Genomic DNA, 24,821 nt, shown 5'->3' with positions numbered 1-24,821 from the left:
TTATGAGTGAATGGCCGTTAGTCGCCTTTACCTTATTGGTACAAAGCTCTGTGGGTGTTGTTATTTTCACCGCACTTTATTTTTGTTGGATTGAAAAAGAAACTGGTAATCAAAAAGCAACTGCTGCTATGAAGCCAGTTTTACTCATCAGTGCAATACTCGGTTGTTTAGGTTTATTAGCATCAACAATGCATATGGGATATCCATGGAATGCATTTCATGCCTTGCGTCATATATCTTCATCTTGGCTAAGTCGTGAAATTGTATTTGCTGCACTTTATCTAGGCGCTTTGTGTCTTTATACCTTAATTGTTTTGATTAAAGGAAAAATGAACAAAAGCATCCTCGCTTTTATAGGTTTGTTGGGATTAATTGATGTTTTTTGTATGGCGTCACTGTATTTCAATACGTCGATGATGACTTGGATGCATGCTAATACCTATTTTATGTTCTTTGGTTCGGTATTTACGGCGGGTGCTGCAATTACACTTGGCTTAACTGCTTGTCGTACCAAGACATTAGTGAGTTTAGAATTAGCCAATAAAATGGTAATAAGCGCCCTTTCCTTAGTATTTATTGCTATTGTTATACGTATGGCAGTACAGCCATTTTATTTAGAATGGCTGTCTCATGCTGTTATTTCTAGTAATTCAATTACCTTCCCTGAATCGCCTACGACCGCTTATGCAAGTACTTTTCTATTAAGAGTTTCTGCATGGTCTTGGGGTATTATTGGTATTTTGCTTTTGGGTTTCAGTATTTGGAAAAAACAAGTATCACCGTTCAAAACGAGTATTCCAATAATTACTTTAGCCTGTGTAGTGATTTTCTTAGGTGAAATTCTAAATCGCTTCGCTTTTTTTATTGTTAATTAATATGGCTTTATAATGTATTTTGATTTTAATATAGATTAACAACCTCCTAATAAAAATACCCGTTATCGCTCATCGGGTATTTTTTCATTTAACACATGATGTTATCAAACTCATACTAAATCATCTGTCTAGTTAATAAGGGGCAAGGGAATCAATTATATAAAATACATATAAATAGACTTTTATATGAATTTCTATTACGCAGGGTTAGTCTAAACTAGACTTTTAATGATATTAGAATCTAAATTAACTATTATATTTTTTAGTATACTTGCCAACCATCTTTAGCATTAGCGGAATAAATGACAACTTAAACATACGACCAACACATTATAAATAATCAATTGATTTTATAATATGTTTATAACTTTATTTAAAAAATCATACTGAGTACTGGACACTTTTTTCAATAAAGCCCGCAAATTGAGGGCCTTATTATTTGTTCACCGCACTAAGGTATGGCTACTTAAGCAATCTCGCTTTTACGGTTTTGCCTTTAATTTTGCCTTGCTGTAGTTTTTTCCATGCACTTGCCGCCACAGATTGTTTTACTGCGACATAAGCATGCATTGGGTGTAAAACAATTTTACCAATATCGGTTCCATCTAGGCCTACATCACCTGTCAGTGCACCTAAAATGTCACCTGCACGCATTTTAGCTTTCTTACCACCATCAATGCACAGAGTCGCCATCGTCGCTTCCAGTGGTGTAATCTGTAAGCCTGTTGGCACTGGTAGCCAGTTAAGTTTCATATTTAGCATTTCTTCTAATACATTTGCACGTTGAGCTTCACCCGGAGCACAAAGGCTAATTGCTAAACCACTTTCACCAGCACGAGCAGTACGACCAATACGGTGAACATGAACTTCAGGATCCCATGACAGTTCGTAGTTAATCACCATTTCTAATGCTTTAATATCAAGCCCACGTGAAGCAACATCTGTAGCCACTAGCACACGGCTGCTACCATTAGCAAAACGTACTAATGTTTGGTCACGATCACGCTGTTCCATATCGCCATGTAGTGCAAGTACGCTTTGATGGCTATCATTCAAAGCATCGAAGACTTCTTGGCAATCTTTTTTGGTATTACAGAACACTACGCATGAGGCCGGTTGATCACGGCTCAATAATTTTTGTAGTAAATCTATTTTACCATTGCGTGATACTTCATAAAATTGCTGTTCAACCGCAGGTAACTCATCTACTGAGTTAATCTCAATAGTTAATGGGTCATGTTGAATGCGCTGGCTGATCGCTGTAATGGCCTCAGGCCATGTGGCAGAAAATAGTAAAGTTTGACGCTCAGCCGGTGCATTTGCAATCACCTCGTCAATAGCATCAAAGAAACCCATATCTAACATACGGTCAGCTTCATCTAATACTAATGTTTGCAAAGCATCTAGATTAACCGTTTGTCTTTTTAAGTGATCAAGTAATCTACCCGGCGTAGCCACAATAATGTGAGCTGCATGATTCAACGAATCGCGTTGAATACTAAATGGAACACCACCGCACAGGGTCAATATTTTGATATTAGGTATGTAGCGTGCTAAACGACGTAATTCATTGGCAACCTGATCGGCAAGTTCACGAGTTGGGCACAACACTAGCGATTGAGTATTAAATTGCTTAGCATCAATGCGCTGCAACAGACCCAAACCAAAAGCAGCAGTTTTCCCACTACCGGTTTTTGCTTGAGCACGAACATCTTTTCCTGCAAGAATAGCGGGCAAAGCCGCAGCTTGAACTGGGGTCATAGTGAGATAACCGAGTTCATTAAGGTTTGAAAGTTGTTCCGCAGGAAGTGCGTTAAGTTCAGCAAATGAGGTCACAATGAAAATTCCGAATAAAATAAAAAGACGAATGACTGGTAATGATACTATTACTTCCTTGTTATGTCGTGAGGAAGTTTCATTTCATGACTAAATTAACGATGATATCAGTCTGCTACTCATCATCATTAACATTCCATAAGACAAAAGTAAGAAACCCCATGCAATTACATGAGGTTTCTTTGATATCAGCCAATATGATTAAAATTAATATTCAATCATTCGGTTAAGTAGGTTTGCACCTGTGCGGGACCACCTGGATAGCCATAACCCCAACCCCATGGATGATTATAATAGTACGGGTCACCGTAATATCCATAACCCCAAGGACCTGACGGCGGTAACATGACACTTTGCGCAATATTCCAGCGTTGGAAACCTGTCGCATTCATCGTCACATATTTATATGGAACTTGGCCGACTTTACCTTGTTGTTCTCCAGTGATTTTACCCACTACAGTCACATAACGGTTATTAAAATCATTTGGTTCAAGGAAACCATTAAGGTAAGCATAGATACGCCCTACTGAAGCTGAATTTAGCTCAGGAGAGCCATCATACTTATTCAGTGTCATCACAGCGATTTCTAATCGCGTTCTGGCTGGCTCATTATAAACTGAGAGCACTTTACCGCCAAAGCGCGCTTCCTGACCAATGTACATCTCTGGTGCGTTTTGGACTGAAGTTAAATTATCTGTCGGATTCGGTACCGTTCCTTGGATAGACGCAGGTATCGATACACAACCCGTTAATGCTAATGCGCCTGCAATTAAAATGCCTTTAAGCGCAGAGCGGTAGTTTAATTGTTTTTTCATTCACCACCTCCGATTAGCTGTATTATAAATTGCTATCTATAATAATAACACGAAATTAAAATTCCATAACATTATATGTTAAATTAATACGCTACTAGTTTAATCACAGCTGAGGAATAAAGTAAATTTATTCCTATTCTCTACTTTAAATGCTTTTATTCTTAATTGGAGTAGATTAACAAATGATTCATCACGTTATCATTCATTTTCGCTAAAGATTATCTCAACTCAATTAATGCCTATTTATCGGCGTATTGATTTACTTTACAATGACTCCGCATCTTAATTAATAAGATGTATTAATTAACAACTAAATAAAAAGTGATTTGAATAATTAAAAGAAGAGCAAATTAGTCATATAACTTTATGTATTTAATTATAAGCTCAACCCAAAAGTTGTAGTTCCATCAACTACAACTCAAATTAGGCAAACGAGATAAACATTACTCTCGTCCAGGCAATTTCTTCCACGTAATTTCGTTACGTAAGTAAGTTGGTTCGACATCCTCAACCGCGATAACAGCACCTGCTAACCATAGTTGCGCAGCGATTGGTAACATATCTTGTGCATCAGGTAAGGAGACATTGCTATCAGTAATTTGTGAGTTATCAACGAGTAACTGTGGATAAGCTTCCCAACCTGTACCTGCATGACCCCATTGCCCTGTTAACTGAGCAAACTTAACTTTAAAGTCATCAGGGATAAGAACTGCTTCAGTTTCTTCACCCTGCCAAAAACCGTCTGCTGTACGCTGATATTGTGCGCAATAAATTTCTGACATACGTGCATCAATGGCGGTTAACACATTAGAATGTCCACTTACACGAAAAGCGCCTTGTGCTAGGGTCATTAAAGATGAAACCCCAATCATCGGTAAGTCAGCCCCCAATGCGAGCCCTTGTGCAATACCAACACCAATTCTTACGCCAGTAAAGCTCCCAGGACCGCGACCAAAAGCTAACGCATCCAATTGATTTAACTTCATTTCAGCTTGTGCTAATACCTCTGCCACCATTGGCAGTATTTTTTGGGTATGTTCACGAGGAGAAATAGCAAAACGTGAAATAATTTCACCATCACACAAAAGTGCGACTGAACATGCTTCTGTTGCTGTATCGACAGCGAGAATACGACTCGACATGCCTGAACTCCGGCAAATTAATAAATTTTTGTTGCCACATCAGTAGCAACCTGAAAGAGAGCAATTATAGTAGCATAAACTAACAATTCAATAGCAGAAAAACGATAACCCGTTGATTTAACCTTTGTTATTAACCTGCTTTCTTTTTTTTTCTAGGAATTCAATTGCTTTAGTTAAACTTCTAGTTCGAGGTGACGGTGGTAGGCTCGTCAAAAAAACCTCACCATACGGCCGAGTAACCAATCGATTATCACAAATAACAATGACACCATAGTCACTAGTATCTCGAATTAGACGACCTACCCCCTGCTTTAAGGTGATGACGGCATCAGGTAATTGTACATCAGCAAAAGGATCGCCGCCGCGTAATTCACAATCTTCAATTCTAGCGCGTAATAATGGATCATCCGGTGCAGTAAATGGAAGTTTATCAATAATGACACAGCTTAATCTGTCACCTCTCACGTCAACCCCTTCCCAAAAACTGCTGGTTGCCACTAGAACGGCATTACCCGCTGCAATAAATTGGGATAACAATTTATTTTTACTGCTTTCCCCCTGCATTAATACAGGCAAGGTTAAGGTCGATTTAAACTCTTCCGCTAATTCCCGCATCATTAAATGGGAGGTACAAAGAAAAAAGCAACGCCCACCATTTTTTTCAATCAATGGTCTGAGCATAGTCGCAAGCTTTTGTGCGCTGCCTCTTTGATTCGGTTCCGGTGCAAAACGCGGAACACAAAGCAAGGTTTGGCTCGCAAAATCAAAGGGGCTTGCCAGTAACAATGTTTTGGCTGATTTTAATCCAAGCCTATCCGTAAAATGACTCAGTTTATCATTCACTGACAGCGTTGCTGACGTAAATACCCAACTTGCTGGTGTATTCGCTATCATTTCACTGAATTTATCCGCAACAGTTAAAGGCGTTAACGCTAACAAAAAATGGCGCCCATAACTTTCAAACCAGTAGCTATAGCCTGGAATAGTGACATCTTTAAGTCGATTGAGCCTATTACGATAAATTGTGACTCGTTCAAATATCGAATCTAATGATTGTGAACGTCCGAGTGAAGTTTTAATAACTTCATAACAGAGCTCTAAAGCATCGTCGAGTAAGGTTAATGCACGCTGAACTACCGATTGTTTGAGTAAATCACGCAAGTTTCCGCGAAAACTGTTTTCCCCAAGGTTAATCCTAAAATCAAGGGTACTTTGTGTCAGCCTATCCGCACTTTTTTGCAATTGGACCTGATCTTTTAATTCAGTACGATAAGTTATAACCATATCACGAGCGAGATCGAGCAATTGTCGGCTACTGAGTTGCTGTCCAAAATATTGGCTCGCAATATCGGGTATTTGGTGGGCCTCATCAAAGATCATCACATCTGCTTGTGGAATTAACTCACCAAATCCAGTGTCTTTAACGACTCTATCTGCCATAAATAAGTGATGATTGACCACCACAATATCAGCTTCAAGCGCCTTTCGGCGGGCTTTTAACACAAAACACTCTTGATACCTAGGGCAATCACTACCTAAGCAATTATCGTTAGTGCTAGTAACCAATGGCCAGACAGGGCTATCTTCCGCAATATCATGGCAAGTGCTGGTATCTCCGAGTTCTGATTCTATCGACCAACTACGCAATCTCACAACAGCCGAAAGAATTTCAGGTTCAAGGCTTCCGCCACCCAACGATTGCTGATCAAGTCTTTCGAGACAAAGATAATTAGAACGCCCTTTCAATAAAGCAGTACGCCCTGAGTAATTCATCGCATCGATAATTGTTGGTAGGTCACGGTGATAAAGTTGGTCTTGCAGTGCCTTTGACCCTGTGGAAACAATCACTTTTTTACCCGAACGTAACGCAGGTACAAGATAAGCATAAGTTTTACCCGTACCTGTTCCCGCTTCAGCTACCAGCACATTTTGCGCATCAATTGATTCAGTCACCGCATTGGACATGGTGACCTGTGCGGCTCGAGGTTGAAATCCGGGGATTGTTCTAGCTAGAAAGCCATTTGCAGAAAAGTCATCGTGCACTAAAAAATCCGTCAATTATACAATAAAAAGTCACTCACTTTACCATGAGTTGGCTTTGGCTGCTGAGCTAATTATATTTTCATGAATAGAAGCAATGTTCATCACATTAGCAAACTGATATCCTTGATTAGCTTTAATTATAAGGAAAAACCATGACGATTAAACGTATTGACCCCGACAACCGTTGGTCTGAAGCCGTTATTCACAACGATGTTATCTATTACACTAGCGTCCCTGAAAATTTAGATGCTGACATTATTGCGCAAACAACCAATACATTGGCAGCGATTGATATCATGTTAGAACGAGTTGGTTCTGATAAGAGTAAGATCTTAGATGCAACCATTTTTCTTGCTAACAAAGCTGATTTTTCTGGAATGAATCAAGCTTGGGATGCATGGGTTGTTGCTGGTAGCGCTCCTGTGCGCTGTACTGTTGAAGCCACATTGATGAAACCTGAATACAAAGTTGAAATCAAAATCATTGCGGCAGTTAACTAATTGATTTAAAAATTATCAATAAAAAAGCTTCTTTAAAAAGAAGCTTTTTTTGTGCTTATAATGTCACTTGGTTTTAGTGCTAGGTATATCAAGTTATTGTAATTAATTGATATATTGTGAACTAAGACATTTTTATCAATACCATACCCACTAACATCAGTACGATACCCCCCCAACCTTTATAGTTGAGGCGCTGGTTAAACAAAATCCAACCAGCAGCAACCGTTGCAATAATACCGAAAGCACCCCAAAGTGCATAAGCAATTGATAATTCAATTCCTTTTACTGCTTGTGCCAATGAACTAAATGCACCAAGTACTGCAACTAAAGAGAGAATACCTAACCAATAGCGTTTAAAACCATTAGACATTTTTAAAAAAATGTTCGCAATAATCTCTAACACTACAGCTAAAATCAAAAACGCTGCATGCCACCACTCAAATTGACTGGCCATGATTACGCCTCCGACTTGGCTTCACTACGTGGTAAAGCCCCTGATTTTGCAACATTTACTGCGTGTTCTGCCACTTGTTTTACTTTTTGCGCAGAACCGCGCACGGTTGCTTTTTTCGTTCCTGATTTAATCAATCCAATACCGGTGATCAGTAATACTAATCCACCAATTTTCATTGGCGATAAAGACTCACCAAACCACATCACACTGAATGTGGTGATCAATAAAATACCAAATCCTTCCCACAATGCGTAAGCCACACCGAGCGCTACTTTTTTTACTGCAATAGCTAACAAAACATAAGATGTCGCAATCATCACATACATGACTGCCATTCCAGTAAAATCGCCGCTAACGCTGGCATGTTTCATTGATAATGTGCCGATAACTTCCGTAACGATAGCTAATGCTAAAAATATCCAATAAATCATTATATAGTCCCTCTAAGCACAACCATACGCTAGTCTGTTTTTTATACAGATAAAACTCACAATTAAGTTAATTCTCTAGCCGCAAAGTTGTTAATAAATTCAATCGATAACAACGAGTTGCTGATTTTATTCAGCAGAATGAATATAAGAGAGAGACGCTATAATGCACCACACCAGTAATGCTCACTGGAAAGGATAGCTGAAAGGAAAAGCTTATGTGACGTTCTTTTTTGTGACTTATTGATCTTGCCGCTAGTTGAGCTAAGCATGATATCTTATTCATTTCATCAGATGGACATCCATCCAATTTACTCCGAACCCTCATGTTGATTAATGATTACCTGCTATTTTTAGCATGCCATTTTCATTAAGTCAATGAATACAAACATTTTTTATATCACAAAAAAGAATGCATAATATAGTGCATAATTATTCATTAACATACAAACAAACCATTGAATCATGAGATGAAATACGAATAACCAACCATAATAATGACATTTTCTGTTCGACGTTTTGAGTAAAAAAAATCGTTTTTTCCCTTTTTTATGCTGTAAAAGCCATATGGATCTCGATTCTCATGTTTGCCATTGACAACTTAAACGAACCAGATTCTTATAGAGTTATATGAATGAGATACACCGAAGAGAAACAAATGGATACTTTCAATCTTACCTCTAATAGTTTTCAAAATGCCGCAGATGCTACCCCACTTCCTTATGATGTTGTGTCTATCCAATCCCAAGTAGTTTACGGCAGTGTTGGCAATAGCATTGCAGTTCCGGCATTGAGCAAACAAGGCTTACGAGTCGCAGCTGTCCCCACTGTCGTTTTAAGTAATACACCTCACTATACATCTTGCTATGGCGGTGAGTTACCAGGTGAATGGTTTCGTGGTTATTTAAAAGGTTTTCTTGAACGAGGTAGTCTGGATAGCGTTAAAGCCATTTTAACCGGCTATTTAGGTTCAAAAGAAAAAGCACAAGATTTAGCTAATTGGCTTTCTTGCGTTCGTGACTTACGTCCAACAATACCCGTTATTGTTGATCCTGTGATGGGGGATGAAGACAGTGGTTTTTACATTCCCCCAGAGATTGCAGATGTTTATCGCGACGCCGTGATCCCCCTAGCGACCGGGATCATACCTAACCGATTTGAATTGATGACTTTAAGTGGTCAAGAAATAAATAATTTAGACGATGCAGTGAATGCGGCTCGTTCATTATTAAAAGGCCATACTCAATGGGTTATTATTACGAGTGCATTTCAGCCTGATGATGACAGTATTGAAGTGGTTTGCGTGACCCAAAAAGATGTCGCAGTCATCCAGCACAAACGTTACCCTGTCACACCAAAAGGAACCGGTGATTTATTTGGTGCAGAATTAACAGCACAAATACTCGCTGGTTTATCTGTTCCTGATGCTGCAAAAATGGCATGCTTGCGTATTGAACAAGCGATTATTCATATGGTCGCAACAGGTCGCAGTGAACTAGTTTTATAAATAAAAATTAAAAATTCAGCAGCCCCGTAGGGGCTGTTAGCATAAATAAGTGGTTAACCTCGTAACCTTTCCCATAACGATTGTTCTTGGTAATCCTGTCGGAAGAGTCCTTTTTCTTGTAATTTCGGAATCACTTGCTCCAGAAATAAATTTAATGATTGCTCTGAACCACAAGGTAATGCAATAAAACCATCGCAAGCTTGGCAAGCGCTCCAATTTTCAATTTCATTAACCATGTCATCTACAGTACCAATAATACGCCAATGGGCGGAACCATTTACTTCTGGAGAGGCCAATAACGCCTTAACCGTGGGTTGATTACGACAAATAAACCGCCGCAATAACTGCGCATGTGTTTGGCTATATGATGAATTAAAATCCGTCTGGATCATCGCTTCGGTTACAATGGTATCGAGGGATAACGACGATAAATTAATACCAATTAATGACTCTATATAGCGAAATTGTCTGTTGAAGTCAGGTGTCGTATGCTGCTGTTCAAAACACTGATATGCTTCTTCACGTGTCGCCGCTATATAAAAACTTAAACCAGGTAATACTCTTATACTATTTACATCTCGCCCCATTTGTTGCGCTCGCTCTCTAATATCACGGCGAAATTCAATGGCAGAATCAATATCGGGGGTTGCGGCAAAAATACCGTCTGCAGTAGAAGCGGCAAAGTCTCGCCCCGCCTCTGATGCTCCAGCTTGAAAATAAGGAATTTTAGCGGGATAAGCTGGAATATTTAACGGGCCTTGAACCTCAAAAAAGCGCCCTTGATGCTCAATAGGTTTTATTGGTTGTTGAACCCTATCCGCTCTACCCTTATTTTCTAAGCTGCTATGCGGATAACTTTGCCAAAGTGCTTCCAATACTTGCGTAAACTCCTTTGCGATTTCATATCGCTCCTGTGAATCAGGTAAAACTTTTTGACCAAAGTTTTCTTGGCCTTTCAAGGCAGTAACGATATTCCAGCCTATCCGTCCCTGAGTTATCCAGTTTAATGACTGTAATTGTCTAGCTGCTATAAATGGTGGATAAAATAAAGTGGATAGTGTCGAAATAAAACCAATATAATCAGTTTCTTGTACAATAGCGGCTATTAATATCGAAGGGTCTAAACCACCAAAAGCCGGTGATTGATTCAATATATCAATATTTAAAAAAAGTGCATCAGGTCGAAATAGAAAATCTAGTTTTGCAACCTCCGCACGTTTGGCTAGATTCATATAATAAGGTAATGAAAGAATTAGCGCCTTATTTACATCTTGATTTTTCTCGTTCTTAGTCGATAACCAAGTCGGTGATAGCGCCAGACCAATACAAAGTGATTTTTGTGTATTCACACGCACATTTCCTATTTTATCCAATCAGTTTGTTGCTAATGATATTAGTTATGATTATCATTAACAATACTATTCATTGTGTTAATAATTACCCGCTTAATTTGGAAATCTGTCATGCTAAAAACGCTTGCCTGCACTATTTTATTGTTTTTATTTACTCATTTTTCGAGTTACGCGATCTCAAATACCCAAGTTGGTGCTAATAGCCAATCATGGCCTCGCACCTTTACCAGTGTAGACGGTTCCTCTGTCGAAATTAAAACTCAGCCTAAGCGTATCCTATCTGCTTCAGTTTCCATTACAGGAACCTTACTGGCAATTAATGCGCCTGTAGTCGCAAGTTCAACAGCAGCAAATGGTCAGTATTTTGCCCAATGGGATCAACTTGCGAAAGAAAAAGGTATTGAAAAACTTTGGCCCGCTGGCAGCGTTGATTTAGAGATGGCTTACTTAGTCGCACCTGATTTAATCATTGTTTCAATCAATGGTGGTGATACGGTTTATCCACAAGTGGCACAATTTCAACAAATTGCGCCTACAATTGTATTGGATTATGGCAAACAAGGCTGGGAAAGCTTAGCCGTACAATTAGGTCAAGCAACAGGTATGGAGCAACAAGCGGCTGATGTTTTACAACGCTTTAAAACTTTAGTAACTGAAAGTAAAAATAAGCTTAAAATACCTAAAGGTAAGGTTAATATCGTTTCCTACTTTGGCCCCGGTACAGTCAACCCCATTTCATTAACAACCAGCCCTCATGCAATTTTGTTACAACAACTCGGCTTCACCATTGAAAGTGCAAATATCAATTGGCAGCCCAAAGATAAGCCTGTTTCTGACTTTGTTTGGGCACAATACGAACACTTAACTCAATTAACCGCACCAACAACCTTTTTAATGAGAGGAACCGAAAAAGAAGCCGAAACATTTATGGCAGACCCTATCCTTGCAAATGTCATTTCAGTAAAAAATAAACAAGTTTATGGCCTAGGCGTGAATTCATTTCGTGTTGATTATTACAGTGCCCAAGAGATGATTAATGACATTGTCTCGCGTTTTGGTCAGTGAGACTTAAGCCAATGTCTTCCATTAATCGCCAAACAAATTGGGGAGTACGAGGATGTTTTTTACTCTTACTCCTATTTGCCATAATAAGTTTATGCGTAGGTAGTCGTTCTGTGGATATATCAACTACATGGCACGCATTTACGCTTTTTGATCCTCAAGATAGTGAACATCTTCTTGTCCGTTATTTACGATTGCCTCGCACGTTACTCGCTATTGTTATCGGTATTGCTTTAGGTGCTGCGGGGACGTTAATGCAAGCCCTCACCCGTAACCCTCTTGCCGACCCTGGATTATTCGGTATTAATGCAGGTGCAATGGTTGCTATTGTTTCCGTTATTGCACTCACTGGCATCACTGATGTTACCGTATATATGTGGTTTGGTCTGCTCGGCGCATTTTTAGCTGGAATTGCCATCTACCTTCTTGGTGGTATCCGCCAAGGGTTAAATCCTGTAAAAATGGTCTTATCAGGGGTTGCCCTGTCAATAATCTTACTCGCAATTACCCATATGGTGACCGTCAATAGCGATGAACGCGTATTTGACCAATTTAGGCACTGGGTTGTCGGCTCTTTGCAAGGTAGAAGTTTTGAGGTACTTTTCCCGATTTCGATTTTAGTGGGAATAGGCAGTATCCTCGCCTATTCATTAACAAGATCATTAGATATTGTCGCTTTAGGTGATGATTTTAGCCAGACGTTAGGCACAAATCAAAACCGAGTCTGGTTACTTTCAACTACGGCCATTGTATTACTCGCAGGTAGTGCAACCGCAGCGGTTGGCCCTATTAGTTTTTTAGGATTAACGGCTCCCCATTTTGCTCGACGTCTAGTCGGAAGTGAATATCGGCGCATTCTTCCAATGTCGATGTTAATAGGTGCAACACTCATGTTAGCTGCGGATTGCTTAGGGCGGATAATTGGCGCACCGAGTGAAATTAGTGTCGGCATTATGATTTCATTAATTGGTGGACCATTCTTTATCTACCTCGTAAAACGCTGGCGGATCATAACATTATGAAATGTGAAAATAATAAATTGAGTCGGCACAATCGCACCCTAGTTTTGCATTTTCGTTCATTTTCATGGGTTTTCACACCTCGAGATATGTTCATATCTACCATTTTATTCCTATTAATTATGTCATTAAGCTTTTGGGCAATCACGTCAGGAAAGTTCCCTATCAACTTCACGACGTTAATCAGTATCTTTACAGGTGAAGAACACGGAACGATTCAACAAAAAATAGTCATGGATATTCGATTGCCACGTTTATTAACTGCAATCGGTGTTGGTGCAGCCCTTGGTATTTCAGGTGCAATTTTCCAATCTATTTCGCGAAATGTTTTAGGCTCTCCAGATCTTATTGGTTTTACCACTGGTGCGGCAACTGGCGCACTACTGCAAATAATTATCTTTAATGGCAGTATTTCCGCTATTGCTTTTTCGACTTTAGCGGGTGGGTTATTAACCGCATTATTGGTGTACTTTCTATCATTTAAAAATGGGGTAATGTCAGGTTATACCTTGATCCTTGTCGGTATTGGTATTGGTGCCATTTTACACGCTTTTAATAGTTTTTTACTTGTTAAGGGTAATATTGATAATGCAACTATTGCCAATTTGTGGCTTGCTGGCTCACTCAATGCCCGAACATGGTTCCATGTATACCCTATTTATATTGGCTTACTGTTATTAATTCCCTTTATTGTTCTATATGCCAAATCGCTCACTTTAATGGAGATGGGGGATGATATGGCACAACAACTAGGCGTGAATGTCCCGAGAGTACGTTGGATGATGATTTTTAGTGCAGTCATACTTGCCTCATTAGCAACGGCTTGTGCAGGACCTATCGCATTTGTGGCACTTGCAGCCCCCCAATTAGTTATCCGGCTAAGCCACTCAGGCAAACTACCGATTATCGGTTCTGCACTGATGGGTGCGTTGTTACTGACCTTTGCCGATACACTTGCTCAGCAATTACCTTTCAATGTCATGATGCCTGTTGGCTTAATGACTGGGATCATTGGAGGAGGCTATTTACTTTGGCTATTAGCACGAACACAGAGGATCTAGTTAATAAAAATAATCCGTCATCATACTAATAATAAGTTAGATATTTTTTAGGGATGTATTTTCAGAATAGTAATCCACTATTCTTTTTAAGACTGGAAATAATAAGGGCAGCTTACAAATCATCTTGTACCATGCTAATAGCATGAAAGGAAAAGATTAATGTCTGGTGTTTTTACTCTATACACAAAAAAAGCAACGATAACAACAATGGTTCAAGCCGCCTTAGTGACAACACTTTGGGCCATACCTCTCACCGTTAGCGCACAAGAGATTGAAAAAGAAACTACCGTTAACGAAAATAAAAAACGTGATAGCCAAGGTGATGTATTAATTGTTACAGGCGAAAAATTAAATAAATCTATTTATGACACAGGTTCTAGTGTCACGGTTTATGATTTTAAACAAATTGAAGCTATTCCAAATGCAGACGTAAATACGCTCTTACAGATGACACCCAATGTTGTTGATACCGGAAATAGTAATGCCCTTCCCGCTATCCGTGGTGTTGATGGTTCTGGCCCAGCACAAGGGGCTATCGCCTTCTTAGGTGGTACCCGCCCTCGTGTCAATTTTTCAGTAGATGGCCGTTCATTTACCTATAATGAGTTTGGTTATGGTGCACAATCACTTTGGGATGTTGATACAGTTGAAATTTTTCGTGACCCACAAAGTTATGTGCAAGGCCGTAATGCGATTGCAGGAGCTATTTTAGTCAAAACACTTGACCCCACGTTTTATTGGGAAGGTGCGGTAAAAGGCGGATTGGGGCAACAAGGCTCACAACAAACTGCGGCGATGGTTTCAGGCCCATTAATTGATGACAAATTGGCATTTCGCTTTACTGTCGAGAAACAAGAACGTGAAAGTTTTACAAAAATGGATAGCTATTCCCCCGCAGGTAACCCCCGCGATATTGAATCAACAACAATCCGTAGTAAGCTTTTATATGAACCTCTTGATATGCCTGAATTTAAAAGTAAGTTAACGTTTAGCCATCTTGATAGTCGGTCGCCACAAAATGAAGCAAAAATGGCCAGTAACTTAGCGCCAGAAGCACCAGCACGTTTCCGCCCCGTTATTGAACGTAAAACTACCAGCGGTATATGGAACACATCATGGGAAACGAATGAAAATATCACACTAGAAAATACGCTCATTTATACCGACTTTACAACTCATCGCTTAACCAAAGCACCAAGCCCACGCGCCGATATTGAAGCAAAAGAATTTGAACTCGAACCCATGGTTCGTTTTAAAACTGACGATGAAATACTCAGTGGAATAGTTGGTTTGCGTTATTTTCACTCAAAACAAGATGAATTTGTGAATTTATTTGGTGGCAGCTATTTCGATGATAAAACCAATACTGCATCAGCTTATAGTTCACTGACTTACACTGTGGTCCCTGAAATTGATATCACATTATCGGGTCGTTTTGAGCGTGAACAACATACACGTAAAGGTGGCAGCTCTACAGTGATGATTGATTTTGATGAAACCTATAATACATTTTTACCTAAAGCTGACTTAGCATGGAAACCTGCAAAAAATCAAACGGTTGGGTTTGCTGTTGGGCGAGGTTATAACGGAGGCGGCGCAGGTGTCACATTAGGAAAACCGATTGTCACTTACGTCTACTCCCCTGAGTATGTGTGGAACTATAGCCTCTACGGGCGAAATAGTTTGCTTGATAACAAGTTGTCTATTATGACCAACTTATTTTATAACGATTACAAGGATATGCAATTACCTTTCTATCTAGGTCCTGATTCAACAACTATTCGTAATGCGAAAAAAGTAGAAACCTATGGTGCAGAATTAAGTATTGCTTATCAACCTATTGAATCATTAGAACTCAATACGGGAATAGGATTATTAAAAACGAAAATTAAAGATTTTGGCGATAGCGGAATTGAGGGCAAGGAACTTGCTCGTGCACCTAATTACACAGCAAACATAGGGGCAAAATATCAATTAACCGAATCGATTGACGTTAGTGGTAATGTACAGTTCTCTGGCGATTATTTCTCTCAATCGAATAATACCGAGACCTCTAAAGTCGACTCATTTTGGCTTGCTAATCTACAGTTAGGTTATGATTTCAAATGGGGACGTACAACCCTTTACGCACAGAATCTATTTGATTCTGATAAACGTATTCTTATTCCAGATAACAACATTGAAACTGCAATTTATCAGCGCCCTAGAATACTAGGGGCTACTGTAGAATTACGCTTCTAATCATGATTAATAAAGGTGTTAGATTAACCGGCACCTTTAATATTTGTTTATTTTCAGATTTATTCGTTCTCAAACAAAGATAATAGAATCCTTCATGAATATTAACCGATTACAAACGCACAAATTAAAACTGGGGTATCAAGAAACCACTATTTGCCAAGATATTTCATTAACTATTCCAGATAAACAGGTCACGGTGATTATTGGTCCTAATGGCTGTGGTAAATCGACTTTACTACGCAGTTTATGTCGTTTACTCAAACCATTGGAAGGTCATGTCTCTCTTGATAATTTACCCTTATCTCATTATCCAACTAAAATTCTTGCACGCCAAATTGCGCTACTACCACAAACCATGCAAGCGCCTCCCGGTATTACTGTGATAGATTTAGTGGCGAGAGGTCGTTTTCCTTATCAAGGTCTAATTCACCAATGGAGCCATGAGGATAAGAACGCGGTAGAAAATGCAATGCAAGTGACACAAACCACCGAATATGCAAATAAGCCCGTGGAAGCTTTATCTGGTGGACAACGCCAACGTGTTTGGGTAGCGATGGTATTAGCACAGCAGACAGAAATTCTGTTATTAGATGAGCCTACCACTTATCTCGATATTTCTTATCAAATTGAATTATTAACTATTTTTCAATTATTAAATCAAGAACAAGGGCGCACTATTGTGACAGTGTTGCATGACTTGAATCAAGCTTGTCGCTATGCAGATAATTTAGTTGTGATGTTAAAAGGGCAAATATTTGCTCAAGGGAAACCGCAAGATATTATTAATGAGCAGCTCATTCAACAAGTCTTTAATTTAGCCTGTTTAATTATTCCCGATCCTATTACTGGTACACCAATGGTTGTTCCCCGATAAATATAGTCAAATTTTTATTTTTGACATAAAAACACCCCAATATTAAAACCTAATATTGGGGTGTTATTGACGATGCTTTTTTGAATTATTAGGCTATTTCAACCCTAAAAATAAGGTAAAATATTACTCAAATTCATTCCAAGAACGACCATCACGAGCGATCATTGCAACAGAGGCAATAGGACCCCATGTTCCCGCTTGATACGGCTTAGGTGGCTCATTATCCATTGCCCAAGCATCCATGATTGAGTCAACCCATTTCCATGCCTCTTCAACTTCATCGCGGCGAACAAACAGCGCTTGAATACCACGCATTGCTTCAAGCAATAAACGCTCATAAGCATCAGCAAGGTGCGTCTGGTTAAACGTTTCGGAGAAGCTCAAATCGAGTTTTGTGGTTTGCAAGCGGTGCTTATGATCTAGCCCCGGCGCTTTATTCATTATTTCGATATCGATGCCTTCATCTGGCTGTAAACGAATAGTTAGTTTGTTCTGAGGTAAATCTTGATAACTTTCAGAGAAAATGTTCAACGCTGGTTTTTTGAAATAAACAACTACTTCGGAACATTTTGCCGGTAAGCGTTTTCCCGTACGCAGGTAGAATGGAACTCCTGCCCAGCGCCAATCGTCAATATCCACACGTATCGCAACAAATGATTCCGTTGCGCTTTGTTTATTCGCGCCATCTTCATCTAAATAGCCTGGCACTTTTTTACCTTGCACAAAACCACCAGTATATTGTCCACGTACCGCCTTTTCGCGTACGTTAGTATGGTCAATACGGCGTAATGAACGCAGAACTTTAACTTTTTCATCACGGATACGGTCAGTTGTGAGATCTGCAGGCGGTGACATCGCAATCATGGTCAGAATTTGCAGTAAATGATTTTGCACCATATCACGCATTTGACCCGCTTGATCAAAATAACCCCAACGCCCTTCTATACCAACTTCTTCTGCAACTGTTATCTGGACATGATCAATTGTTCGATTATCCCAGTTATTAATGAATAACGAGTTAGCAAAACGCAATGCTAATAAGTTTAAAACCGTTTCTTTACCAAGATAATGGTCAATACGATAAACTTGGCTTTCATCAAAATATTTTGCAACTTCATTATTGATTTCTTGAGAAGATGCCAAGTTCGTTCCTAATGGTTTTTCCATCACCACGCGGTTTGGCATTTTATTTAACCCTGCATGACCAAGCCCTTGGCATACTGCGCCAAAAGTATTCGGTGGCATAGCAAAATAATGGATTGCAGGCTGACAATCTTGTTTCAGCATCTCAGCAAGACGTACAAAGCTATCCGTTTCGTTAACATCTAAATTACAGAAATCTAAACGCGCACTTAATTTCTCCCAAAGTGCGGTATCAAGTTTCTCTTTTAAAAATTCATCTAATGCATGTTTAACGAATTCGATATAATCGCTCTGGCTCCATTGCGCCCGACCCACACCGATAATACGTGTATCAGGATGGATGTAACCTGCTTTTTCTAGTTGATATAAAGAAGGAAGCAATTTACGACGAGCGAGATCTCCCTTAGTACCGAAAATAATCAAGTCACAAGCTTGAGCAGCTTTATTTACCGCCATATTGGTTCTCCTCAATTTGCGGAATTTAGAGCCTATCCCATTAGGCATAATGTTAATGCTAATTTGAATCTAAATCGCTAAAAAATCAAAGCATACACTGATACATAGCAATCTTTAAGACGACCCAATTTCAATTTAGCGGGTAAAAATAGCCTAATGGGATAGGCTGTTATTGTCATTTTGTTAAAAATTAGCGCTACTTCTTGCTAATGTACCTTTTTGCAAGTGCTCAGTAAATATTGATGATGCAGCTCACAGTTTTTATGCTGAAAAAAACAGCAAATCACTAGGCATTTTTAGTGTCTTTCATCTCTACATTTAATTTATAAGCTAAATAAAATTCACAATTGAAATAAAACAACAAAATATGTAGTGAGTTTACTGATATGAAAATTAGATACTGGTCAAACTTTCACAAAAAATCAGTCATTTATTCCCTATGGCTAGATAACTCACCGCTAACACATAGTATATTTTCATTTATACAGACTGCCTTTAAAACTATAACCAATAATTAGCACAGGATATCGTGATGGCAGAAAAATTTCTCCTTTTGATGAAATAGGCACTTTTGCTATATGAATATTTTAGAACAAATGAAAACCAGTCTTGATTTTTTGAGTAAATCTGAAAAAAAAGTTGCTGAAGTCATTTTAGGTATGCCACAAAAGGCCATTCATCTCAGTATTGCCACCTTGGCACAACTCGCTGAAGTCAGCGAACCTACTGTCAATCGATTTTGCCGTAAAATGGATACCAAGGGCTTTCCTGATTTTAAACTACGTCTAGCGCAAAACTTGGCGAACGGCACACCCTATGTTAATCGGCATATAGAAGAAACCGACACCGTTAACACTTATACGCATAAAATATTCGAATCAGCAATGGCGGGGTTAGATAATGTCAAACACTCGCTTGATATCGGCGCCATCAATAGAGCAGTTGATTTACTAACACAAGCACGCAAAATTAGCTTTTTTGGTTTTGGTGCATCTGCTGCCGTAGCACATGATGCAATGAATAAATTCTTTCGCTTTAATATTCCTGTCATTTATTTTGATGATATTGTGATGCAACGTATGAGCTGCATCAATAGTAGCGAGGGTGACGTCATCGTGCTGATTTCTCATACAGGAAGAACCAAAGCATTAGTGAATATGGCACGTTTAGCGCGTGAAAATGATGCAACAGTCATCGCCATTACCTCAGAAAATTCCCCGCTGTCACAAGAGGCCACGCTTTCTATTATCATTGATGTCCCTGAAGATACTGATATGTACATGCCAATGGTCTCTCGTTTGGCACAATTAACTGTGATTGATGTTTTAACGACGGGTTTTACTTTAAGAAGAGGCGAAAAATTTAGAGATAACTTGAAACGCGTCAAAGAAGCATTACGCGATTCGCGGTTTGATAATGCATGAAACAGATAACTGTTCAAATGAAGCTGTTTTCTTCGCTTTTCAGGCTTTAATACTTTTACAGTCCTGATAGCATAAAATAATTAGCAGACTATAATAGCTGTGCTCGTGTCAGCATCACTATTTGCAGTAAACAGGTTTCGAAATGGGGTGAAACGGTTTCATCCTTTTATCAGTACCATTACAGGTCAACGGAGTAATACATGTCTAGACGCCTTAGAAGAACTAAAATTGTTACAACACTAGGTCCAGCAACTGATCGCGATAATAACCTCGAAAAAATCATTAATGCTGGCGCTAACGTTGTTCGCCTTAATTTCTCTCACGGAACTCCAGAAGACCACATTATTCGCGCTAATAAAGTGCGTGAAATCGCCGCTAGATTGGGTCGCCACGTTGCTATCCTCGGTGATTTACAGGGACCAAAAATTCGTGTTTCAACCTTTAAAGATGGTAAGGTTTTCCTCAATATTGGTGACAAATTCACATTAGATGCAAACTTAGGTAAAGGTGAAGGCGACCAACAAAAAGTCGGTATCGACTATAAAGGCCTACCTGCTGATGTTGTTCCTGGTGATATTTTATTACTTGATGATGGCCGCGTTCAATTAAAAGTACGTGAAGTTCAAGGGTTACAAGTCTTCACTGAAGTCACTGTTGGTGGCCAACTATCAAATAATAAAGGCATCAACAAATTAGGTGGTGGTCTTTCTGCTGAAGCATTGACTGAAAAAGATAAAGAAGACATCAAAACAGCCGCAAAAATTAATGTTGATTATTTAGCGGTTTCTTTCCCTCGCTCAGGTGAAGATTTAAATTATGCACGTCGATTAGCGCGTGATGCAGGCTGTGAATGCCAAATTGTCGCAAAAGTTGAGCGAGCAGAAGCGGTTGCTACTGATGAAATCATGGACGAAGTGATCCTTGCATCTGATGTTGTTATGGTTGCCCGTGGCGATTTAGGTGTTGAAATTGGCGATCCTGAGCTTGTCGCAGTACAGAAAAAATTAATCCGCCGTTCACGTCAATTAAACCGTGTTGTGATTACTGCGACACAAATGATGGAATCGATGATTACTAATCCGATGCCAACGCGTGCTGAAGTTATGGACGTTGCTAACGCCGTTCTGGATGGCACAGATGCCGTCATGCTTTCGGCAGAAACTGCTGCAGGTCAATACCCAGCAGAAACCGTAGCAGCAATGGCTCAGGTTTGCTTTGGCGCAGAAAAAATGCCAGGTCTAAATATCTCTAAACACCGCTTAGATGCAGAGTTTAACAGCCCTGAAGATGCGATAGCCATGTCAACTATGTATGCTGCAAACCACCTTAAAGGGGTTAAAGCAATTATTGCAATGACGGAGTCTGGCCGTACAGCACGCATGATGTCACGTATCAGTTCAGGTTTACCTATTTTTGCTATGTCTCGCCACGAAAAAACCTTAAACCAATGTTCACTTTATCGTGGTGTGACCCCAGTATTTTGTAGCACCCATACCGATGGAATTGCAGCTGCAAACGAAGCGGTAACTCGTTTACGTGATAATGGCTATCTAATGACAGGCGACCTTGTACTTGTCACTCAAGGTGACTTGATGGGCACTATCGGTAGTACCAATACCTGCCGCATATTAGAAGTCGAATAAATAAACGAAATAGTAAGCCAATATAACTAATCTAGGGGGGCTAGCAATAGCTCCCCTACTTCTTTTCTTTTTACTGAATTTTTTCTAATCTTGCCCTACTCAAATAAATAATTTTCGATATTTTGAATCTAATCAGTTTAGTGATATTGCATGTTAAACTGCAACGTGCCATTTGCTTTGCCTGACTTCATTATCGACGAGGTTTGAATATAAGACGCTTCAAGTGGAATGCTATATTGTCCAGTATTATTGGATTCTAAAATTGTCATTTGTTGGTTTAATTTAATCGGCTGATTATTATATTTTATTTGTATCCCATATCCTTTTGCCGTGTGGCTGCCATTAGGATCATTTAATGCGATAGTTCCTGGTGTTTTATTTAAATCCGCAGTACCAATAAAGGTAATTTTAATCGGCGATATAGGGTCGCAATCTAAATTAATTTGAAAGTGACGTTGGCTGTTAGCACTTGTTGAACCAACCCCAAAAAAAGTAGATTTATCCACTTTACCGAACGGAACTGTAATTGTTTTATTAATAATGTCACAGCCACCCGATACCACATTTATAGGTCCCATCCAGATGTTAGGTTCTAGATTTCCATTACTATCTGAAGTAATAAAACCATTATTATATAGCACTAACATAGCAGCTCGTGTGCTTGGTAATATTTGAGTTTGAACGCGATCTCTGATCTTGTAAAATGCAGCTCTTAACGTCACCGAATAATAATTAGAACGACTCATTGTGCCACAAAGAATACGATTACTTAGATTATCATCTTTGGTATTTACACCATCTACGTAAGCGCCACCAGAACAGGGAGAATTAACGCTACCATATAATACAAATCCAATACCTGAGCGATTTATCTCTTTGACATAAGCGCCTCCTAACATTCTTGTATCTGCTCCAACAATAACCGGTAAATAAATGCCAACCTCAGTCATTCCGATCGCATTCCACCAAACCCAAGGCGTGTATGTTCCTAAATCAACAGAATCTAAATAGCTATTAATCGGTGCCGTTCTTGGTACATAAATAGGTGATAATATAGGTACTGTTCGTGATGTAAATTCAGCACTAAACTTGGTTTTAACGTTAGCGCTAAATTCTGCATGCACTAATTGAGAATATATAAAAGCCAATACACAACTAGCAGAACCTAATTTTATCATAACAGCCTCCTATTGACACATTCGCTCAATGAATTGAATTTCACCAATATCTAATGAAAGTGGCACAGATAATCCACACTGTTGTTCATCTTTCGCTCCCCACTTAACAACTATGTGATGCTCTTTAGGAATACCACTTAAATAAACCTCACCATCATTTGCAACGATCCCATTAGTGATGAGCTTTCCATTAGTAAAGACAGATACCAATGAACCAAAGGCAATCAATTTACCTTTATAAGATAATTTCAATAAAATTCGTGCGCCGCGTTTTGCTTCAAAATCTGCAAGCACAATCGCACCTTGTGTAGGTACTATTGTTATCGTATTTTTTCCTACATCATCATTTGCGCTAAGTGTTGCAGTATCTACACTAATTTGATTACGCTCATAACCCGTAACTGACGGAATAACAGCATAACCAAAAATATCGGTATAAAGCGATTGTCCATTATTTATTTTTAGATTGTTAATACCTTTTGCTTTAATTAATACGGCTGCATCATACATAGTACGTCCAGCGGTTAGACCATCCGAGTGAAGTAATAATGCCCCTGTAGCCGCTAAATTAACTGAATGATAACGTGGGTCATAATGATAAGCCGCATTATAGTCACCAAACGATACGAAATAATTAATATCCACAGAATTACTGTATTCTTTCCGGTTATGATTATATTTTTGGGAAATATCATATTGGAGATTATTATTTACTAAACTCGTTCCACTCATACTCACAGCACTCATTAAATCACCTTTTTTACTGGTATTGTAATTGTAAGTTAACCAATTATTTTTTTTCGCCAAATCAAAGGGAATATAAAAATTTAAAGAAAGTATTTCGTCATTTGATTTATCGTTATCTTGTTGATAATATGAATAAGAAATACCATAATTTACCCTATTATAATAGCCACTGAAGCTTAATGTTAAATTTTTATCTATTGCATATTTATCCCAATAATATTGTTGATAGCCATTAAGCGATAAATATCCAATATCAGCGAGAGACTGTGATACTGATAATTGAATTTGTTGTTTTTTTCTTCCACTCTCATAGCCATTATTGTTTGATGTTGAAAAGTCATAATAACTATCGGTTGAATAACGATACGATGCTAATGAAAATGCAGTACCGATTTTCGGTAAGTACTTTGAATAATTCACACGATAAGACTGGCCACTCGCGTTAATATTATTACATAGTTGAGTAGTAGCATGGGTAATATCAGCAGAAATAGCACCAATTCGGCCTAAATTCAGACCTGACCCGATACTGTAAGCCTGATAATCTTTTGAAATAATAAACCCACCATATAGGGAAACGTTGTAAGGTAGTCCATATAATGCACTAGCTTGCATAAAATTAGGTTTACGCTTAGCGCTGCTAACATTATATTTCCCAATATCAATACTGTACTTTAGTGAGCCAGCTCTTTGCATCATAGGTACAGTAGAAAAAGGCTGTATATAAGAACGTGTTGCACCGTTAGCTTCCTCAATTGTAATGTTTAAATCCCCGCTGCTTGAAGTTGGGTATAAATCATTAAGTGCAAACTTACCGGGAGGCACTGATGTTTGATAAATAATATGGCCATTTTGCCGAACGACAATTAGCGCATTACTTTGCGCGATACCCATTATAATCGGCGCAAATCCACGTTGACTTTGTGGTAACATATTTTCATTCGATACAAGTTTAACACCATAATAAGAATGACTTTTCATTATGCCATTGTCAGATGCCGTTTCACCTAAGATTAAATGG

The 24,821-nt window shown here is 38.9% G+C and carries 20 protein-coding genes; 10 read left to right on the top strand and 10 right to left on the bottom strand.

The genetic code is table 11. The features are described 5' to 3' along the window. Positions 1-2: 2 nt before the first annotated feature. The gene (locus ACTH6U_RS01925; RefSeq protein ID WP_294103481.1) at positions 3-875 is read left to right on the top strand and encodes a dimethyl sulfoxide reductase anchor subunit family protein; all 873 of its coding nucleotides are present in this window, start codon (positions 3-5) and stop codon (positions 873-875) included. A gap of 462 nt (positions 876-1,337) precedes the next feature. Here the strand turns inward: ACTH6U_RS01925 and dbpA are convergent, their stop codons facing one another. The 4 genes from dbpA to ACTH6U_RS01905 form a co-directional block, all read right to left on the bottom strand. Continuing rightward, on the bottom strand, positions 1,338-2,711 hold the full coding sequence (gene dbpA, locus ACTH6U_RS01920) for an ATP-dependent RNA helicase DbpA (RefSeq protein ID WP_441831461.1): 1,374 nt from the start codon (positions 2,709-2,711) through the stop codon (positions 1,338-1,340). A 218-nt stretch (positions 2,712-2,929) separates the two neighbouring features. Beyond that, a complete protein-coding gene (locus ACTH6U_RS01915) occupies positions 2,930-3,526 on the bottom strand; it encodes a Slp family lipoprotein (protein WP_336428997.1) in 597 nt (198 codons plus the stop codon). A gap of 443 nt (positions 3,527-3,969) precedes the next feature. Next, on the bottom strand, positions 3,970-4,668 hold the full coding sequence (gene tsaB, locus ACTH6U_RS01910) for a tRNA (adenosine(37)-N6)-threonylcarbamoyltransferase complex dimerization subunit type 1 TsaB (protein WP_294103873.1): 699 nt from the start codon (positions 4,666-4,668) through the stop codon (positions 3,970-3,972). Between the two features lie 117 nt (positions 4,669-4,785). After that, the gene (locus ACTH6U_RS01905; protein ID WP_441831460.1) at positions 4,786-6,711 is read right to left on the bottom strand and encodes an ATP-dependent DNA helicase; all 1,926 of its coding nucleotides are present in this window, start codon (positions 6,709-6,711) and stop codon (positions 4,786-4,788) included. 152 nt (positions 6,712-6,863) lie between these two features. On the opposite strand from ACTH6U_RS01905, the gene ACTH6U_RS01900 reads away from it, so the two are divergent. Beyond that, positions 6,864-7,211, top strand: coding sequence for a RidA family protein (locus ACTH6U_RS01900; RefSeq protein WP_294103476.1), 348 nt, complete (start codon positions 6,864-6,866; stop codon positions 7,209-7,211). A gap of 121 nt (positions 7,212-7,332) precedes the next feature. On the opposite strand, the gene mdtI is transcribed toward ACTH6U_RS01900, so the two are convergent. Beyond that, positions 7,333-7,665, bottom strand: coding sequence for a multidrug/spermidine efflux SMR transporter subunit MdtI (gene mdtI, locus ACTH6U_RS01895; RefSeq protein ID WP_294103474.1), 333 nt, complete (start codon positions 7,663-7,665; stop codon positions 7,333-7,335). Positions 7,666-7,667: 2 nt separating this feature from the next. After that, on the bottom strand, positions 7,668-8,096 hold the full coding sequence (gene mdtJ, locus ACTH6U_RS01890; protein ID WP_294103472.1) for a multidrug/spermidine efflux SMR transporter subunit MdtJ: 429 nt from the start codon (positions 8,094-8,096) through the stop codon (positions 7,668-7,670). Between the two features lie 655 nt (positions 8,097-8,751). Between mdtJ and pdxK the strand changes: the two genes are divergently transcribed. After that, positions 8,752-9,600 carry a pyridoxine/pyridoxal/pyridoxamine kinase gene (gene pdxK, locus ACTH6U_RS01885; RefSeq protein WP_434718890.1) on the top strand — a complete coding sequence of 283 codons (849 nt, stop codon included), beginning with the start codon at positions 8,752-8,754 and terminating at the stop codon, positions 9,598-9,600. Between the two features lie 53 nt (positions 9,601-9,653). Here pdxK and ACTH6U_RS01880 read toward each other — a convergent pair whose 3' ends face one another. Further along, the gene (locus ACTH6U_RS01880) at positions 9,654-10,949 is read right to left on the bottom strand and encodes an NtaA/DmoA family FMN-dependent monooxygenase (protein ID WP_441831459.1); all 1,296 of its coding nucleotides are present in this window, start codon (positions 10,947-10,949) and stop codon (positions 9,654-9,656) included. Between the two features lie 114 nt (positions 10,950-11,063). Here ACTH6U_RS01880 and fepB point away from each other — a divergent pair, with 114 nt between their 5' ends. The 5 genes from fepB to ACTH6U_RS01855 all read left to right on the top strand — a co-directional run bounded on the left by fepB (position 11,064) and on the right by ACTH6U_RS01855 (position 17,209). Next, the gene (fepB, locus tag ACTH6U_RS01875; protein WP_441831458.1) at positions 11,064-12,017 is read left to right on the top strand and encodes a Fe2+-enterobactin ABC transporter substrate-binding protein; all 954 of its coding nucleotides are present in this window, start codon (positions 11,064-11,066) and stop codon (positions 12,015-12,017) included. An 11-nt stretch (positions 12,018-12,028) separates the two neighbouring features. Next, positions 12,029-13,036, top strand: a complete 1,008-nt coding sequence (locus ACTH6U_RS01870) for a FecCD family ABC transporter permease (protein WP_434718887.1) — start codon at positions 12,029-12,031, stop codon at positions 13,034-13,036. Further along, complete coding sequence (locus tag ACTH6U_RS01865) at positions 13,033-14,094, top strand: FecCD family ABC transporter permease (RefSeq protein ID WP_441831457.1); 1,062 nt, start codon at positions 13,033-13,035, stop codon at positions 14,092-14,094. The genes ACTH6U_RS01870 and ACTH6U_RS01865 overlap by 4 nt, the downstream gene beginning before the upstream one ends. A 159-nt stretch (positions 14,095-14,253) precedes the next feature. Beyond that, the gene (locus ACTH6U_RS01860; protein WP_441831456.1) at positions 14,254-16,335 is read left to right on the top strand and encodes a TonB-dependent receptor; all 2,082 of its coding nucleotides are present in this window, start codon (positions 14,254-14,256) and stop codon (positions 16,333-16,335) included. Between the two features lie 94 nt (positions 16,336-16,429). Further along, positions 16,430-17,209 (top strand): ABC transporter ATP-binding protein, encoded by a 780-nt coding sequence (locus ACTH6U_RS01855; RefSeq protein ID WP_294103457.1) that lies wholly within the window; start codon positions 16,430-16,432, stop codon positions 17,207-17,209. 123 nt (positions 17,210-17,332) lie between these two features. Here ACTH6U_RS01855 and zwf read toward each other — a convergent pair whose 3' ends face one another. Further along, positions 17,333-18,808, bottom strand: a complete 1,476-nt coding sequence (zwf, locus tag ACTH6U_RS01850; RefSeq protein ID WP_294103455.1) for a glucose-6-phosphate dehydrogenase — start codon at positions 18,806-18,808, stop codon at positions 17,333-17,335. A 578-nt stretch (positions 18,809-19,386) separates the two neighbouring features. Between zwf and ACTH6U_RS01845 the strand changes: the two genes are divergently transcribed. Continuing rightward, positions 19,387-20,232 (top strand): MurR/RpiR family transcriptional regulator, encoded by an 846-nt coding sequence (locus ACTH6U_RS01845; RefSeq protein ID WP_336428991.1) that lies wholly within the window; start codon positions 19,387-19,389, stop codon positions 20,230-20,232. Positions 20,233-20,432: 200 nt separating this feature from the next. Beyond that, positions 20,433-21,875 carry a pyruvate kinase gene (pyk, locus tag ACTH6U_RS01840; protein ID WP_294103451.1) on the top strand — a complete coding sequence of 481 codons (1,443 nt, stop codon included), beginning with the start codon at positions 20,433-20,435 and terminating at the stop codon, positions 21,873-21,875. Positions 21,876-22,012: 137 nt separating this feature from the next. Here pyk and ACTH6U_RS01835 read toward each other — a convergent pair whose 3' ends face one another. Then, entirely contained in the window at positions 22,013-23,053 is a 1,041-nt protein-coding gene (locus ACTH6U_RS01835) for a fimbrial protein (RefSeq protein WP_441831455.1), read from the bottom strand. 9 nt (positions 23,054-23,062) lie between these two features. Then, positions 23,063-24,821, bottom strand: a 1,759-nt coding sequence (locus tag ACTH6U_RS01830) for a fimbria/pilus outer membrane usher protein (RefSeq protein WP_441831454.1), incomplete at its 5' end; no start/stop codon positions are given.

Source organism: Providencia sp. (genome assembly GCF_052096715.1).
Classification (GTDB): Bacteria; Pseudomonadota; Gammaproteobacteria; order Enterobacterales; family Enterobacteriaceae; genus Providencia.
This window is presented reverse-complemented; position numbering and strand designations above follow the sequence as displayed.